General features: G+C 71.7%; 13 protein-coding genes. 8 read left to right on the top strand and 5 right to left on the bottom strand.

Annotated features, from left to right (window positions below; genetic code table 11):
* Positions 1-183 precede the first annotated feature (183 nt).
* From AC3E6M_RS10490 to AC3E6M_RS10480, 3 genes are read left to right on the top strand one after another with little or no spacing between them, the layout of a single operon-like run.
* Positions 184-1,659 carry a DUF3375 domain-containing protein gene (locus tag AC3E6M_RS10490; RefSeq protein ID WP_490529836.1) on the top strand — a complete coding sequence of 492 codons (1,476 nt, stop codon included), beginning with the start codon at positions 184-186 and terminating at the stop codon, positions 1,657-1,659.
* A complete protein-coding gene (locus AC3E6M_RS10485) occupies positions 1,652-2,395 on the top strand; it encodes a DUF4194 domain-containing protein (protein WP_394529537.1) in 744 nt (247 codons plus the stop codon). The genes AC3E6M_RS10490 and AC3E6M_RS10485 overlap by 8 nt, the downstream gene beginning before the upstream one ends.
* A complete protein-coding gene (locus AC3E6M_RS10480; RefSeq protein WP_490529835.1) occupies positions 2,392-5,739 on the top strand; it encodes an ATP-binding protein in 3,348 nt (1,115 codons plus the stop codon). Before AC3E6M_RS10485 ends, AC3E6M_RS10480 begins: the two co-directional genes overlap by 4 nt.
* A gap of 31 nt (positions 5,740-5,770) precedes the next feature.
* On the opposite strand, the gene AC3E6M_RS10475 is transcribed toward AC3E6M_RS10480, so the two are convergent.
* On the bottom strand, positions 5,771-6,736 hold the full coding sequence (locus AC3E6M_RS10475) for a carbon-nitrogen hydrolase family protein (RefSeq protein WP_490529834.1): 966 nt from the start codon (positions 6,734-6,736) through the stop codon (positions 5,771-5,773).
* A gap of 224 nt (positions 6,737-6,960) precedes the next feature.
* Between AC3E6M_RS10475 and AC3E6M_RS10470 the strand changes: the two genes are divergently transcribed.
* Complete coding sequence (locus AC3E6M_RS10470; protein ID WP_490529833.1) at positions 6,961-7,890, top strand: AraC family transcriptional regulator; 930 nt, start codon at positions 6,961-6,963, stop codon at positions 7,888-7,890.
* Here AC3E6M_RS10470 and AC3E6M_RS10465 read toward each other — a convergent pair.
* Complete coding sequence (locus AC3E6M_RS10465) at positions 7,880-8,215, bottom strand: hypothetical protein (RefSeq protein WP_138175674.1); 336 nt, start codon at positions 8,213-8,215, stop codon at positions 7,880-7,882. The two genes, AC3E6M_RS10470 and AC3E6M_RS10465, sit on opposite strands and share 11 nt — an antisense overlap.
* 227 nt (positions 8,216-8,442) lie before the next feature.
* Here AC3E6M_RS10465 and AC3E6M_RS10460 point away from each other — a divergent pair, with 227 nt between their 5' ends.
* On the top strand, positions 8,443-10,179 hold the full coding sequence (locus AC3E6M_RS10460; protein WP_490529832.1) for a Na+/H+ antiporter: 1,737 nt from the start codon (positions 8,443-8,445) through the stop codon (positions 10,177-10,179).
* Between the two features lie 117 nt (positions 10,180-10,296).
* Here AC3E6M_RS10460 and AC3E6M_RS10455 read toward each other — a convergent pair whose 3' ends face one another.
* From AC3E6M_RS10455 to AC3E6M_RS10445, 3 genes are read right to left on the bottom strand one after another with little or no spacing between them, the layout of a single operon-like run.
* On the bottom strand, positions 10,297-10,962 hold the full coding sequence (locus tag AC3E6M_RS10455; protein WP_490529831.1) for a response regulator: 666 nt from the start codon (positions 10,960-10,962) through the stop codon (positions 10,297-10,299).
* Positions 10,959-11,570, bottom strand: a complete 612-nt coding sequence (locus tag AC3E6M_RS10450) for a sensor histidine kinase (RefSeq protein WP_490529830.1) — start codon at positions 11,568-11,570, stop codon at positions 10,959-10,961. The genes AC3E6M_RS10455 and AC3E6M_RS10450 overlap by 4 nt, the downstream gene beginning before the upstream one ends.
* Entirely contained in the window at positions 11,455-12,168 is a 714-nt protein-coding gene (locus tag AC3E6M_RS10445; RefSeq protein ID WP_490529829.1) for a hypothetical protein, read from the bottom strand. Before AC3E6M_RS10445 ends, AC3E6M_RS10450 begins: the two co-directional genes overlap by 116 nt.
* Before the next feature lie 131 nt (positions 12,169-12,299).
* Between AC3E6M_RS10445 and AC3E6M_RS10440 the strand changes: the two genes are divergently transcribed.
* The 3 genes from AC3E6M_RS10440 to AC3E6M_RS10430 all read left to right on the top strand — a co-directional run bounded on the left by AC3E6M_RS10440 (position 12,300) and on the right by AC3E6M_RS10430 (position 14,786).
* Positions 12,300-13,007, top strand: a complete 708-nt coding sequence (locus AC3E6M_RS10440) for an ABC transporter ATP-binding protein (RefSeq protein ID WP_138175682.1) — start codon at positions 12,300-12,302, stop codon at positions 13,005-13,007.
* Positions 13,004-14,308: an ABC transporter permease gene (locus AC3E6M_RS10435; protein WP_490529828.1), complete on the top strand. Its 1,305-nt coding sequence runs from the start codon at positions 13,004-13,006 to the stop codon at positions 14,306-14,308. Before AC3E6M_RS10440 ends, AC3E6M_RS10435 begins: the two co-directional genes overlap by 4 nt.
* A gap of 100 nt (positions 14,309-14,408) precedes the next feature.
* Complete coding sequence (locus AC3E6M_RS10430; RefSeq protein ID WP_490529827.1) at positions 14,409-14,786, top strand: hypothetical protein; 378 nt, start codon at positions 14,409-14,411, stop codon at positions 14,784-14,786.
* The last annotated feature ends 35 nt before the right edge of the window (positions 14,787-14,821 follow it).

Below are 14,821 nucleotides of genomic sequence, written 5' to 3'. Positions count from 1 at the left end.
CTGAGTTTCCGCCTGTTCGCCGCGCGTTCGCCCGCCGAATCGACGCGTACGCCGGATTTCTCCGGAGTTCGGCACGGAGACGCGATGTCGCCGCAGGTCGGATGCGCCCGGCGGATGGGCACCGACCCGCGGCGGCCACCGCGGGATCGGTGCCCGCCCCGCCCCGCCGGTAGACTTCAGCCAGTGACCACCACCCGCGCCGAAGCCGCCTACCTGCGCTCGGTCACGGCGTTCAAGAACCCGATGCTCGACCTGCTGCACGGCAGGTTCGCGCCGTTCGTGGTGGCCGTGCTCTCGACGGTGTTCTCGCCCGACCGTCCCGCGGTGGCCGTGGCCGACGCCCACGTCGAGGTCGCCGAGACGATCGACGAACTGCGCGCCGCCGGGTACGACACCGACGACGACCGCCGCATCCCCGCCGGTTCGGCCCGCGACATCTGCCGCGGCTGGGTGCGCGTGGGGTGGCTGAGCCTGCAGATCGAGGACGACGTCGAGGTGTATCGCCTCTCGGCGCACGCGGTCGGTGCGCTGGAGATCGCCGGACGAGCGGGCGGCGGACGCGCGCGCGTCTCGCGCTCCCGGGTGCGCACGCTGCTGGACGCCGTCGAGCGGCTCGCCCGCGACGCCGAGACCGACCCGGAGCGTCGCCGCGAAGTCCTCCTCGCCGAGCGCGCGGCCCTGGATGCCGAGATCGCGGCGCTTGACGGCGGGGTCGTCGAGCCGCCCGACGACGAGCACTTGCTCGAAGAGGCCGAGAACGTCATCCACCTCGCGCGCGAGCTCCCCGCGGACTTCTCCCGCGTGGCGGAGTCGATCGCGGCGATGCAGCGCGACGTCGTCGCCGAGCTCCGCCGCGACGCCCGCCCCACCGGCGACGTGCTGCGCGAGTACCTCGAGCGCGGTCGCCACGTCATGCAGGCCACGCCCGAGGGCCGGGCGTTCCAGGGAGCGTTGCGCCTGATCGGCGACCCCGAGCACATCGACGACCTCACCGACCAGCTGCACGCGGTGCTCACGCAGCCCTTCGCGCGCCTGATGACCCCCGAGCAGCGCGGCGAGCTCGACGCGATCGCGCGTCGGGTCGAGGCCGGCGTGCACGAGGTCCTCACCGCGCAGCGCCGCGCCTCGCACGTGATCACCGTGCAGGTGAAGACCCACGACCCGATCCGCGACCGCCAGGTCGACGATCTACTCCGCGCGGTGATGGCGGGGCTGCACCGGTGGAGCCAGACGAAGGCTGCGGGCCGCGTCGAGCCGGTGCGTACCCTTCCCCTCGCCGACATCGGTCACTTGCGGCGCTCGCTCAGCGACATCCGCCCACCCGGCGCCCCCGATCCGCTCTCGGTCGACGAGACCGACGTCGAGTTCGTGGATGCCGACACGCGCGCCTGGGGCGGCCCGCACTACGCCGAGCTCGAGCGCTACGTCGACGGCCTCGGCGCGCGCTTCGATCTCGCCGAGGCCTTCACCGGCGCCGACGCGTACACCCGCCGTCCGGTCGACCTCGTCGGTCTGCTCGAGATCGCCCACCGCGGCGGCATCACCGAGGGCGACGAGGTCTCGGTGGTCGAGGCCGTGCGCCCCGACGGCACCACCCGCCGCTTCGCTTTCACGGCGGTCACCGCCGTCCGCCCCACAGAAACGGATGCCGATGACTGACGTCGACACGTCCGCCCCCGCCGCGCCGGCCCCCGCCGCCGTCGACCCGACGCCGGCCTTCATCGCCCCGGTCCCGATGGAGAACGACCCCGACGCTCTGTTCGCCGGGGACCGCGGCATCCTGGACGCCGATGTGCGACGCGTGCTCGTGCGGATCCTGCAGCGGCGGTTCCTGCTGGCCGAGAACTCCCCCGCCGAGTGGAAGCTGCTGCTCGAGCACCAGCAGATGATCGAGTCGCGGCTGAACGACCTGTTCGTGCGGCTCGTCGTCGACCACGAGCGCGGCGTCGCCTACAAGGAGCAAGTGCGCAGCGACGAGGTCGAGGTGCCGATCCTGCTCAAGGACGAGGCCTACTCGCGCGCCGAGACGCTCGTGCTGGTGTATCTGCGCACGGTGTTCCAGCGCGAGACCACCGCGGGTGCGCCGTCGGCGCGCGTCGACGTCGAAGAAGTCGAGCAGACGGTCCTGACGTACTTCGCCGAGAGCGACGGCACCCGCGCGAGCCAGCAGCGAGCGGTCCGCACCGCGATCGCGCGCCTCGACCGCGAGGGGATCATCGAGGAGGAGTCCGAGGGGCGCTTCCGCATCGGACCGCTCATCGAGATCGTGCTCAGCGCCGAGGTGCTGCGCGAACTGCAGAAGTGGCTCGACGCGCAGACGACGGATGCCGCGACCGCGACGCCGTCGGCGGGCGAGGCGCCGGCATCCGACACGGCCGAGGGAGAACTGGCATGACGATGCTCGAGACGCTGTTCGGCCTCATCCCCGCCGCCTCGCGCGGTCAGCAGTGGGTCGCCCACGAGCTCCAGCTGATCAACTGGGGCGGCTACGACGGAGAGCACCGCGTGCGCTTCGCGCCGACCGCGACGCTGCTGTGCGGCGGTTCCGGATCGGGCAAGTCCACGCTGATGGACGCCTACGTCGCGCTCATGATGCCCCACACGACCCCCTTCAACGGCGCCTCCAACGGCGCGGTCGTCGGGCGCCCCCGCGGGCAGGAGCAGCGCAACATCCTCTCGTACGGCCGCGGCAAGCTCGACGAGTCCCGCACCGACGAGGGCACGAAAGTGCGGGTGCTGCGCGGCGACGGCACCGACACGTGGACGGCGATCGCGATGACGTGGGTCGACCACGACGGCGCGCGGTTCACGGCCGTGCGCGCCTGGTACTTCCCCGCCTCGGCGCGCGTCCTCGACGACGCGGTCAAGGTGCGCGGAACCATCCACGGCGACTTCGACCTGCGCGGGCTGGAACGCGCTGCGCAGCAGCATCTCTCCGACGCCGCGGTCCGTGCGACGGGCCTGGACACCCTCGCGACCGACCGCGAGTTCTCGGCGCGGTTGCACGCGGTCCTCGGCATCGGCGCGGCCGGTTCCGGCGCGAAGGCGATGAGCCTGCTCGCGCGCATCCAGGCGGGGCAGCAGATCACCACCGTCGACGACCTCTACAAGCGCATGGTGCTGGAGGAGCCCGAGACCCTCGCGACCGCCGAGGCCGTCGTCGCGCACTTCGACGGCCTCGAGAGCACCCGCACCCGCATGCTCGAGGCACGCCAGCAAGTGCGGGCGCTGCAGCCGATCCGCACGATGAAGGCGCGCATCGACGAGGCCGCCGAACGCGTGCGCATCATCGAAGCCCTGGGGCGCTTCGGCGACCCGGCCTCGCGCGCGTCGCTGTGGCGCGCGCAGCGCCGCGTCGATCTGCTCGGCGCCGTCGAGGACGAACTGCGCGAACGCACCCACGCCACCGACGCGCTCGTGCGCGAACGCCAGGCCCTCGCCGACGCCGCAGAAGCGGAGCGCGACGGACTCGGCGACGTGCTGCGGGCCGCCGGCGGCGACCGACTCGACGCGGCGCAGCGCGAGCTCCGCGCCCTCGAGCGTCGCCGCGCCGGGATGGTGCGCGACCGCGAGCGTTTCGAGGCCGCTCTGGCGGTGCTCGGCGCCGAGGTCGGCACCGCGAAGCAGTTCGCGGCGCTGGCCGACGACGCCCGCCGCACTCTCGGCGACGCGGATGCCAAGACCGCGGTGCGCGACGCCTTCGTCACCGCGAGCAGCCGGCACACCGAGGCGCGTCAGCAGCTCGCGACCCTCGAGACCGAGCACCGCCGCACCCAGACGCGCGACGACAACATCCCACCGCGGCTGCACGAGGCGCGCGAGGCGCTCGCCGAAGCCGCCGGGCTCACCGCCGCGGAGCTGCCGTTCGTCGCCGAGCTCGTCGACGTCCGCACCGAGTTCGAGCCGTGGCGCGGGGCGTTCACCCTCGCCCTGGGCGGTTTCGCCACGACCCTCCTCGTGGATACCGCGCACCTGGCATCCTTCCGCGCCGCGATCGACGGCGTGCGGCTGTCGGAGCGGCTGCGGTTCGAGGGTGTGTCGACCGGCCTGCCCGAGCGCGCCGGCCTGGACCCGGCCACTCTCCCCGGGCGCCTGGACTACCGCAGCACCCCGTTCACGGGCTGGCTGCAGGACCGCCTGGAGCAGCAGTTCTCGTTCGTGTGCGTGGATGCCGCACGCGAGCTGTCGCAGCACCGGATGGCCCTCACGATCACGGGGCAGACCAGCCAGGGCGCGCGCGGTGCCCACGGCGGTTCGGTGCGGCAGAGCATTCTCGGCTTCTCCAGCCGTGCGCGCCTGAGCGACCTGGGCGAGCAGATCGCTCGGGCCCGCGCCGACCTCGCTTCGGCCAAGACCGCCGTCGACGAGGCCGCGGCCGCCCTCGACGCGTTCGACGACCGGCGCAGCGCCCTGGAGAAGATCGCCGACCTCACGTGGGAGCAGGTGGACACGGCATCCGTCGATCGCGAACTCGAACGCTGGAACGAGACGATCGCCGAGGTGACGGCCGGCAACCCCCGCATCGCCGAGTTGCAGGAGCAGATCTCGGGGACGCGTGCCCGCGCCGCGCGCCTGCGCGAGGAGATCGGCGCGGCCAAGACCGAGCAGCAGCGGCTCGCGGCCCGGTGGGCCGAGGTCACCGACGAGGTCGATGCCGCCCACGCGCGACTCGAGGATGCCGAGGACGCCGGTCTCACCCTCACGGCCGACGAAGCCGCCTACCTCGACGCCCTCTTCGTCGCCCCCGACGGCGAGGACCGGTCGCCGTCCGAGCGCCTCGCGCGGTTCGACGCGGCACTCGAGTCGGCGTCGAAGCGCCTGCTCGAGGACCAGCGCGCCGCGCAGGAGACCTGGAGCGACCAGCGCGAGGGCCTGCGGCGCACCCTGAGCGCCTTCATCGACCGGTGGCCGAGCCCGAACCTCCTCGCCGATCCCGACGAGTCGCTGGGCGACTTCGAGCGGATCCTCGCCGATCTCGAGGCCAGCGGCCTGCACGAGCTCGAGGCCGAGTGGCGCGACAGTCTGCTGCGCCTCTCGGGCAACGACCTCACGAACCTCGACTCCTCGCTCACGCGGGCGCTGCGAGAGATCCGCGACCGCATCGCCCCGATCAACGAGATCATGCGCGACCTGCCGTTCTACGACGACGACCACCGCCTGCAGATCGTTCCGCGCGAGAGCCAGTCCGAGGTGCGGCGCCGATTCCGTCGCGAGCTGCGGGACGTCCGCGCGGCGATCGACGCAGCCGGGAGCGACGAGGAGCGAGAGGCCGTGTACGCGCGGATGGCGCGGCTCATCGGCCGCATCCGCTCCACCGCCCCCGACTTCGCCGACCTCATCGACGTGCGCAACCACGTTCGGGTGAGCGCCGAGCGCTTCCGTGCCGCGACCGGCGAGCACGTCGCGCTGTACGACCACATCGGCGAGAAGTCCGGTGGCGAGTCGCAAGAGCTCATCGCGTTCATCGTCGGCGCCGCGCTGCGCTACCAGCTCGGGGATGCCGGGGCCGAACGCCCCCGGTACGCCCCGGTGTTCCTCGACGAGGCGCTCATCAAGGCCGACGCCCACTTCACCAAGCGCGCGATCGGCGCGTGGCGGGGCCTCGGGTTCCAGCTCGTCATCGGTGCCCCGAACGACAAGTACAGCGCGATCGAGCCCCACGTCGACGTCGAGTACGACATCCTCAAGGACACCCGCGGACGCTCGTGGGCGAAGGCGAAGGTGGCGCTGCCCGCGTAAGCCCGGACACGCGCCACCACCGCCGTCTCGCTCACATCGCGATCGACGGCAGCTCTCCGTCGCCCGCACCGGCCGGGCGAGCAGGCTCGCTCTCGCCGACGGGACCCACAGATGCCGCCGGCCGCGCCGTGCGGTCGACCGAGAAGGTGAAGACGTCGGGGCGCGCGTAGTGGCCGACGGGGTCCGCGAATCCCTTGGCAATGCCGATGGCGTCGAGGTCGAGGTCGGCCACGGCGAGACCCTCGCGGGTCGGATCGATCGGCTCGCTCAGGAGCGCTCCGTCGGGGCCGTAGATCCCCGCGGCCCCGCCCCCGGTGAAGCCGGGGACGTTGTTCATGACGCCGTTGGCCATGAGCACGAAGACCCCGCCCTCCATGGCGTAGGTCCGGCTCATCGCGATCGACGCCTCAGCGGAGAACTGGGCCAGCTGATCGCCGAACGGCGGCCACGCTCCGACGTGGATCTGCTCGTGCTGCGCGTACATGCTGAACTTCAGGAGCGGCTGCAGGTGCTCCCAGCAGTTGAGCGCCCCGAGTCGTCCGAGAGGCGTGTCGATGACCTGCAGCCCCGATCCGTCCCCCTCACCGAACAGCGTGCGTTCGACGAACGTCGGCTTGAGCTTGCGGCGGTGCAGCAGCACGTCGCCGTCCGGACCGATGATGACCTGCGCCATGTAGAGCGACCCGTGGTCCCGCTCGCTGAGACCGAGCACCACGGTGATCTCGTGCTCGGCGGCCGCCTCGCGGATGCGCGCGATCTCCGGTCCGTCGATGTGTGGCGAGTTCGCGCGGTAGAGGGCGGCGAGGGGAATCTGCTCTCCCGCCGTCATCCCCCACAGGAAGAGGGGGTATCCGGGCAGCCAGGTCTCGGGGAAGGCGACGAGGTCGGCGCCCTCGCCAGCGGCCTGTCCGATGATCTCCACCGTCTTGGCGGTGGTCGCCTCGAGGTCGAACCAGACGGGCTCGGCCTGAACGGCAGCGGCGCGGACGCGGGTCATGAGATCTCCTTCATCGTGGGAGCCGGGCGATCCGAACGTCCCACCGGCTGACGGAAAACTACGGCCAGCCCCTCGCATCCGGGGAGTCCCGATCTGCACGGAACCTGGCATTCTCCGCAGGATCGCGGCCGCGCAACATGACCGTTACACGAGCGACGCTCGCGTTCGACGCCCCGACGTCCGGCGACAACACGCACGAAACCCCCTGCCGCCACACTGGTCGCATGGTGACGGCACGGCTCACGGCGGGCGAGCGTTGGCAGGAGCTCGCGTCCGACCTGTTCGTCCCGCTTCACGTCACCGGTGATGGACCCGCTCCGCGCGTGCGCGTCGACTACGAAAGCGTCGCCGACGTCTCCTACTCGCGGGTCCGCTCGACCCGGGGCGAGGTCGTCCGCGCGGAAGAGCTCATCGATTCCGTCGATTCGGAGATCGCCCTCTTCTCCTTCCAGCTGCGCGGGTCGGGGCGCGTGGCGCAGCGAGGCAGGACCACCGTCGTCCGCCCCGCCGAGGGCGTGCTGTATCTCGCGGACGCTCCCTATCGCCTGACGTTCCCCAGCGAGGTCGACATCCTCGTCGCGCGGGTGCCCACCCCCGCCTTGGGGCTCTCGATGGATCGGCTGCGGCAGGTGGTGGCGGCGCCACTGCGCACGTCCCGGGCGGGCACGTTGGGCTTGCTCGCGCGAGTCGTCGGTTCGTCGCTCGCGGGCCGCGGCCTGTTGTCGTCGCCGGCGGAGACCGCCCGGGTGAGCGCGGAGCTGCTCAGGGAGGTCTTGGCCCACCACTCCGGGACGCCCTCGCGCTCACGCTCCCCCGCGGCCCTGCGCGCGGACGTGCGCGCCCGCATCCTCCGCAGCGTCGCCGACCCCGGGCTCCGGGTGAGCACGCTCGCCGACGCGGCCGGGGTGTCCGAACGCACGGTCCACGCGGCGTTCGCGGAGGTGGGGAGCAGCCCCGCGGCCGAGATCCGCCGCACCCGTCTCGAGCGCTCTCGGCGACTGCTCGAGACGACCAGCCTGTCGATCGTCGAGATCGCGCTCGCCTGCGGGTTCTCCGACCCGACGTCGTACACGCGCGCGTTCCGACGGCAGTGGCAGCTCACCCCGGCCGCGCACCGCGGCCTCGAGAGTTCTCATCCGCCGCCTACGCGGTGACCAGGGTCACGGGCGCGAGGCGGACGGCATCCACCGCCTCGAGACCACGGTCCTGCGGGGTGTCGCACAGCTCGTCGAGACGCAGATCCCGCAGAGCCGCCTCCGCCGCCACGCGGGCGACGATCGACCGAACGAGAAAGACCGTCGAGCGAGCCCGGTCGGCATCGGACCCGAGCGCGCGCTCGACGGCGTTCAGCAGACCGTCCAGTCGCTCGTCGTGGCAGCGGGCGTCGTCGGCACCGATCCAGTCGAGGAGTTCCGAAACAGTCCACTTTGGGTCTATTGGACTCGTAAAGACGCGCTCTCTTGATCTCAGGTCGCTCATTGGACCACCCTCGCCCATCTGAATCGATCAGAGAAAGCTCCACTTGGCTCCCTGTGGACCGATATTTCCCGCCAGACGTGCGCCGCCCACACCCGCCGCGCGCGTGACCCCATCCCCCGGGACCGCTCGCGGCTCGGCGAGTGCACGCCCACGGCGAACGCCTCCTCGGGAATTCTCGGTCCCGTCTCTACGCTGTGTGCTGAGGGCGCGGTGAGAGGCGGTTGGGGATGCAAGGACTCGAGGTCACGGTTCTGCTCGGGCTCGCGATGCTCGTCGGGACCGTGCTGGCCCCGCGCCTGCGCGTGGCCACGCCGCTCGTGCTGCTGGTGATCGGCTTGGCGCTGGGATTCGTGCCGGAGCTGCGCCAGATCGAGCTCCCGCCCGAGACGGTGCTGTTGCTGTTCCTGCCCGTCATGCTGTTCCGCGAGGCGTGGACCACCTCCCTGCGCTCGGTGCGTCGGTCGCTGCGGTACATCGTGCCGATGAGCACGGTGCTGGTCGTGGCATCCGCGTTCGCCGTCGCGGGGGTCGCGACGTGGATGGGTGTGCCGTGGGAGGCCGCCCTCGTGCTGGGCGCGGCGGTCGCCCCGCCGGATGCCACCGCGGTCGCCGCGCTCGGCCGGCTGCTGCCGGAGAAGACGTTCATGAAGCTCAAAGCCGAGAGTCTCACCAACGACGGCACGGCGCTCGTGCTGTACTCCATCGCGGTGTCTCTCCTCATCGGCAACCAGGTCACGCCGTGGCAGATCACCGGGATGGTGCTGGTGTCCTACCTCGGCGGCGCGGCCGCCGGCATCGCCGTCGCGGCCCTCGCGTTCCTGGCGCTGCGCCGCATGGAGTCGACGCTCACGATCAACCTGACGCTCCTGCTGGTGCCTTTCGTGGCGTTCCTCGTGGCCGAGATCTCCCACGCGTCGGGCGTCTTGGCGGTCGTGTTCGCCGGGCTCATCGTGGCCTGGATCTCTCCCCGGATCACCACGGCGATGTCCCGGCGGGCGGCGGATGCCACGTGGCCCTTCGGCGTCTACCTCCTCAACGGCGCCCTGTTCGTCCTCATCGGGATCGAGGTGCAACTGGTCCTCCACGAGATCTCGCCGTCGGAGATCGGCATCCTGCTGCTGGTCACCGTGGCCGCGTGGCTCGTGCTCGCCGCCGTGCGGTACCTGTTCCAGTGGGTGTTCTCGCCGTTCTCGCGGCCGTCGGCCTCGGCGTCGACGTCGTCCCGGCACCGCTCGCGGGTGGTCAGCACGGTCGCAGGGTTCCGCGGCGCCGTGTCGCTCGCGATCGCCCTGTCGGTGCCCCTCAGCACCGCCGACGGCACGCCGGTGGCGGGACGCGAGGCCGTCGTCTTCGTCACCGCCGGTGTGATCGTGCTGACCCTGCTCGTGCAGGGGCCCCTCCTCCCGGTCGTGATCCGGTGGGCGAAGCTGCCCTCCGACGATGCGGCGGTGGAGGAGTTCGAGCTCGCGCAGCGCGCGATCTCGGGTGCGGCGCTCTCGGCGCTCGACGACCTGGCCGCCGAGCACGGGGTCAGCGACGACGTGCGCGACCGCGCGCGACGCGAGGGCTACGAGCGGTTGGAACTGGCGAACGCCCGCGCGGTGGCGCGGCAGCGCGCCGCCGAGGAGCGTGACCGCGAGGAAGAGATGGACGACGGCGGGGACGAGGCCGCGTCGCGCATGGGACCCGTCCCCCCGGGATCGACGGACGACGAGGGGCGACGGACCGCGGGCCCCCTGGAGATGATCGCCGTGAGCGACGACGTCGACATCACCCAGCGCTCGCCGCTCCTCCGGCATCGCGAAGCCACGCGACTTCGTCTGGCGATCCTCGACCGCAAGCGCGAAGTGCTGCTGCGTCTGCGCCGGGAGGGCACGATCGACGACCTCGTGGCGCGGCGGATCCTCGCCGACCTCGACATCGAGGAGATCCGCGCGCGCGGCCTCGACCGCGACGGCGACTGACGCCGCGCCCAGAACAGGCGATGCACCCGCAACAGGCCGATCGCGCCGCCGGTATCAGCCTGTTCTCGGCGCATCCCCTGTTCTCGTGACATTCCGCCGCGCGCGAGCGCCGAGACATCACGCGCCGGGAACGACCAGCCCGCTCTCATACGCGGCGATGACCAGTTGCGCGCGGTCGTGCGCGCCGAGTTTGAGCATCGTGTTCTTCACGTGCGTCTTCGCGGTGTGCGGAGAGATGAACAGCACCGCGGCGATCTCGTCGTTGGAGCGCCCGCGCCCCACGTGCTGGAGCACTTCGCGTTCCCGTTCGGTGAGAGCGTCGAGCGCGGGCGACGAGACGGGAGCGTCGGATGCCGCGTGCCGGAGGTACTTCTCGATCATCGCGCGCGTGGCCGCCGGTGACAGCAGCGCGCCGCCCTCGTCGACGGCGAGGACGGCGTGCACGATCTCCTCGGGCTCTGCGCCCTTGCCGATGAACCCGCTCGCGCCGGCCCGCAGGGCCGCGACGACGTAGTCGTCCTCTTCGAAGGTCGTGAGGATCAGGACGCGCGTCGCGGCCAGGGCGGGATCGGCGCAGATCCGGCGCGTGGCCTCGATCCCGTCCATCCGCGGCATCCGGATGTCGCACACGACGACGTCGGGCGACAAGCGGCGCGTGAGCTCCACGGCCACCTCTCCGTCAGCGGCCTCGCCCACGACGTCGATCGCGGGCGCCGCGTCCAGGAGGTCGCGCACGGCGCTGCGGATGAGCGCCTGATCGTCGACGACGAGCACGGTGGTCACGAGAGCCCTCCGGGGGTGGTCCCTGCGTGCGCGGCCAGGGGAAGCCGGGCGGCGAGACGGAAGCCGCCGGGAGCCGGCCCCGCCTCCAGCTCGCCACCGACCGAGTCGACACGTTCCCGCAGACCGACGAGTCCGAAGCCGGACGGCGGGGAGTCCTGCGCCCCGGTCCCGCCCTGCCACGGATTGGTGACGACGACCTCGAGAACGTCGCCGTCGCGGCGCAGCAGCACGTGCGCGCGCCGGGCGGCGCCGTGCTTGAGCGCGTTGGTCAGCCCCTCTTGCACGACGCGGTAGGCGACGATGTCGACGCCGAGCGGCAGACCCGCCGTCGCCGTGTCGAGACCGATCTCGTCGCGCACCACCACGTCCCAGCCGGCGACGCGGACGGACTCGACGACGTCCGGAAGTCGGGCGAGCCCCGGCTGATCGCGGATCCCGACTTCGTCGGGGGTGCGGAGCACGGTGAGCATCGACCCGATCTCGCCCAGCACCTCACGGGAGGCCGAACGGATGGTCGCGAGCGCTTCTCGCGCGCGTTCCGGACGCGTCTCCAGCGCCGACGAGGCGACGCCGGCATTCAGGCTGATGACCGAGATCTGGTGCGCCACGGCGTCGTGCAGGTCGCGCGATCCGCAACCGCTCCTCGGTGACCCGGCGACGCGCCTCGGCCTCGCGCGTCTGCTCGGCACGTCGGGCGCGTTCGACGACGGCCTCCACGTACGCGCGCCGCGACCGGGCGGCATTCCCCAGCGCACCCGCGAGGGCGAGGACGAGTCCGACCTGGAGGAAGTGTGTGTCCATCCCGGTCGTCAGCGTCACGACGATGCTCGCCGTGACGACCACACCGACGGCGGCGATGCCCACCGGCGCCGCCGCGCGACGGCTCACCCGGTCACCCAGGCCATACGCCGCGATCGCGATCGCGACCGTCACCCCCGGCGACAGCGTGCCGAGGGCGAGCGCGGCCACGTACAGCGCGATGCAGACGACGAACACCGTGCGCGGCCACCGTCGACGGAGCGGCAGCACCGCCGCGGGGAGGAGCACCAGGACGAACACGACGGGGCCGGAGGGCCGCAGCTCGGGGAACGGAACGGGAGCGAACGCCGGCACGATCACGAGGACCGCGACCAGGACGTCCTGAAGCCACCTCGGCACGGGAGGCACGAGCCGTGGGACGGTCTCGGTCGTGGGTGCGGAGGGCATCGTCCTAGTCTGGCGGCCCGCGGGGCGCGCGGCCATCGCCGTCTCGGGGCAGACGCAGATCCCCCCGCGGGGGTAGACACCCACCCCGCGGGAGCGACGCGCACGCCGACGGTCGCGGCGAGGGTGGGACCATGACACCCGAAAACCCTCCCCCGCTGTTCTCCGTCACCGACCTGCACAAGTCGTACGGCCGCGGCTCCGCCCGCTTCGACGCGCTGCGCGGCGTCTCGCTCGACATCGCCAAAGGGGAGAGCCTCGCGATCGTCGGCAAGAGCGGCTCCGGGAAGTCCACGCTCATGCACCTGCTGGCGCTGATGGACGCTCCCACGAGCGGAACCGTCGCCTTGGACGGAACGGATGCCGGCACCCTCCGCGGCCGCCGTCTCAACCGCACGCGCAACGAGACGTTCGGCTTCGTGTTCCAGCAGTTCTTCCTCACCCCCAACGCGTCGGTCCTCGACAACGTCGTGCTGCCGTTGAAGATCGCCGGGGTCGGGAGGGCCGAACGTAAACGCCGCGGGATGGCGGCGCTGGCCGAACTCGACATGCAGGACAAGGCGAAGAACAAGGCGACCGCGCTCTCGGGCGGCCAGAAGCAGCGCGCGGTCATCGCCCGTGCGCTCGTCAACGACCCGCAGGTGATCTTCGCCGACGAGCCCACCGGCAACCTCGACACGACGACCGGCGCGGTGGTCGAGGACATCCTGTTCCGCCTCAACCGCGAGCACGGCATCACCCTCATCGTCGTCACGCACGACGACGATCTCGCGGCGCGCTGCGACCGCCGCATCCAGATCCGCGATGGCGTGATCGTGTCCGAGGAAGGACGAGCAGCATGAAGACCACCGACCTCGTCTCGAGCGCTTTCGCCAACACCTTCCGGTCCAAGACGCGGACGATCCTGACGGTACTGGCGATCTTCGTCGGCGCCTTCACCCTCACCCTGACGAACGGTCTCGGGACGGGCATCAACCGGTTCATCGACGACACGGTCGCGTCGATGGGCGCCTCCGACGTGCTGACCGTGTCGAAGGCGTCCACCGACGGCGCGGCATCCTCCGGCCCTCAGAAGTACGATCCCGATGCCATCGCGGCGGCGCAGACGAGCCCGGGCCGGCCGGGATCGACGAGCTCCGTCTCGGCGTTGACCGACGAGGACATCGCCGCGATCGAGGGCGTCGACGGGATCGAGCAGGTCTCGCCCGTCCGGTCCGTGTCGATCGACTTCGTCCAGTACGACGGCGGGGAGCGCTACGTCGCCTCAGCCGGTGGGCTCATCGGAGGTCAGACGCCGCAGCTGTCGGCGGGCGCGGCACCGGACGACGCCGCGGATGCACCGGAGGTGGCTCTGCCGGCGTCGCTCGTCGACCCCCTGGGCTTCGCCGACGCCGCGGACGCGACGGGGAAGACCGTGACGATCGCAGTGACCGACCCCGTCCGGACGCAGCACCTCGTCGAGGCCACGGTGACCGGCGTCACCGAGGAGGCGTTCGCCGCGACCACAGCGGTCACGACCAACACCGCGCTGCAGGACTCCCTGTTCTCGCTGCAGAACACGGGCGTTCCGCAGGACCAGCTCGACCGGTACGCCAGCGCGAGCGCCCGCGTGTCGTCGACGGCGACGCCGGAGCAGATCGACGCCGTGAAGACCGCTCTCGCAGACGCCGGTTACACGGGCCGGACCGTCGCCGACCAATTGGGCACGTTCAAGGCCGTCATCGACGGGATCGTGCTCGTGCTCAACGCGTTCGCGATCATCGCGCTGCTGGCGGCGAGCTTCGGCATCGTCAACACGCTGCTGATGTCGGTGCAGGAACGCACGCGCGAGATCGGTCTGATGAAGGCGATGGGGATGGGCAGCGGCCGCGTCTTCTCGCTGTTCAGTCTCGAGGCGATCCTCCTGGGTCTCCTCGGCAGCGCGATCGGTGCCGTGGTCGCCATCGCGGTCGGGACCGCGGTGAGCGCTCAGCTCGGCGAAACGCTGTTCAGCGATCTGCCGGGCCTGCAGCTCATCGCCTTCGACCCGCTGTCGATCCTGGGGACGACGCTGGCGATCATGGGCATCGCGTTCCTGGCCGGCAGTCTGCCCGCCGCGCGAGCCGCCCGGGCCGACCCCGTGGAGTCGCTGCGCTACGAGTAGTCCCGACGGGTCGCGGAGGCGACGCCTTCGCGCCCCTGACCGCCCTCTCGTTCGTGTAACGATCACGGCGACCGGTCGGGGGCGGCTTTATCGTCGGGGCATGCGCAGATCCGTGGTCGGCCTGGCCCTCGTCGGCGCCCTCCTGCCGCTGACAGGGTGTGTCCCTCCGATGGTCGCGTGCCCAGCGATCGGTTACTCATCGACGCTCTTCCTCGACCTCGATACCCCCACCACCGGTCTCGCCCTCGAGCTGTGCGATGGCGAGGGATGCACGCCCTCACCGACGTCGGATTTCGAGCCCACCGAGACCGCGACCGGGTGGGTGGTGTCCCCGCTCAGCGCATTCGAGGTCGTCGGCTACCGAGTGACGGATGCCACGGGCACCGTCGTGCGCGAAGGCTCCGTCCGCCCGGACTGGAAGCGCATCGACGGCTCGGAGAGGTGCGGCGGCAACACCGAGGCTCGCGTCGCCCTCTGAGCGGAGCACGGCCGAACGTCCCCGAAGGAGACCCG

Source organism: Microbacterium sp. SCPM-O-B-15248 (M128), assembly GCF_058214835.1.
The sequence above is the reverse complement of the archived record's forward strand: the minus strand, read 5'-3'. Positions and strand labels throughout refer to the sequence as shown.

Bases quoted from the DNA above. Each gene is read 5' to 3' on its own strand.
- AC3E6M_RS10485 (WP_394529537.1), top strand. From the start codon at position 1,652: ATGACTGACGTCGACACGTCCGCCCCCGCCGCGCCGGCCCCCGCCGCC.
- AC3E6M_RS10480 (WP_490529835.1), top strand. From the start codon at position 2,392: ATGACGATGCTCGAGACGCTGTTCGGCCTCATCCCCGCCGCCTCGCGC.
- AC3E6M_RS10475 (WP_490529834.1), bottom strand. From the start codon at position 6,736: ATGACCCGCGTCCGCGCCGCTGCCGTTCAGGCCGAGCCCGTCTGGTTC.
- AC3E6M_RS10470 (WP_490529833.1), top strand. From the start codon at position 6,961: ATGGTGACGGCACGGCTCACGGCGGGCGAGCGTTGGCAGGAGCTCGCG.
- AC3E6M_RS10465 (WP_138175674.1), bottom strand. From the start codon at position 8,215: ATGAGCGACCTGAGATCAAGAGAGCGCGTCTTTACGAGTCCAATAGAC.
- AC3E6M_RS10460 (WP_490529832.1), top strand. From the start codon at position 8,443: ATGCAAGGACTCGAGGTCACGGTTCTGCTCGGGCTCGCGATGCTCGTC.
- AC3E6M_RS10445 (WP_490529829.1), bottom strand. From the start codon at position 12,168: ATGCCCTCCGCACCCACGACCGAGACCGTCCCACGGCTCGTGCCTCCC.
- AC3E6M_RS10440 (WP_138175682.1), top strand. From the start codon at position 12,300: ATGACACCCGAAAACCCTCCCCCGCTGTTCTCCGTCACCGACCTGCAC.
- AC3E6M_RS10435 (WP_490529828.1), top strand. From the start codon at position 13,004: ATGAAGACCACCGACCTCGTCTCGAGCGCTTTCGCCAACACCTTCCGG.
- AC3E6M_RS10430 (WP_490529827.1), top strand. From the start codon at position 14,409: ATGCGCAGATCCGTGGTCGGCCTGGCCCTCGTCGGCGCCCTCCTGCCG.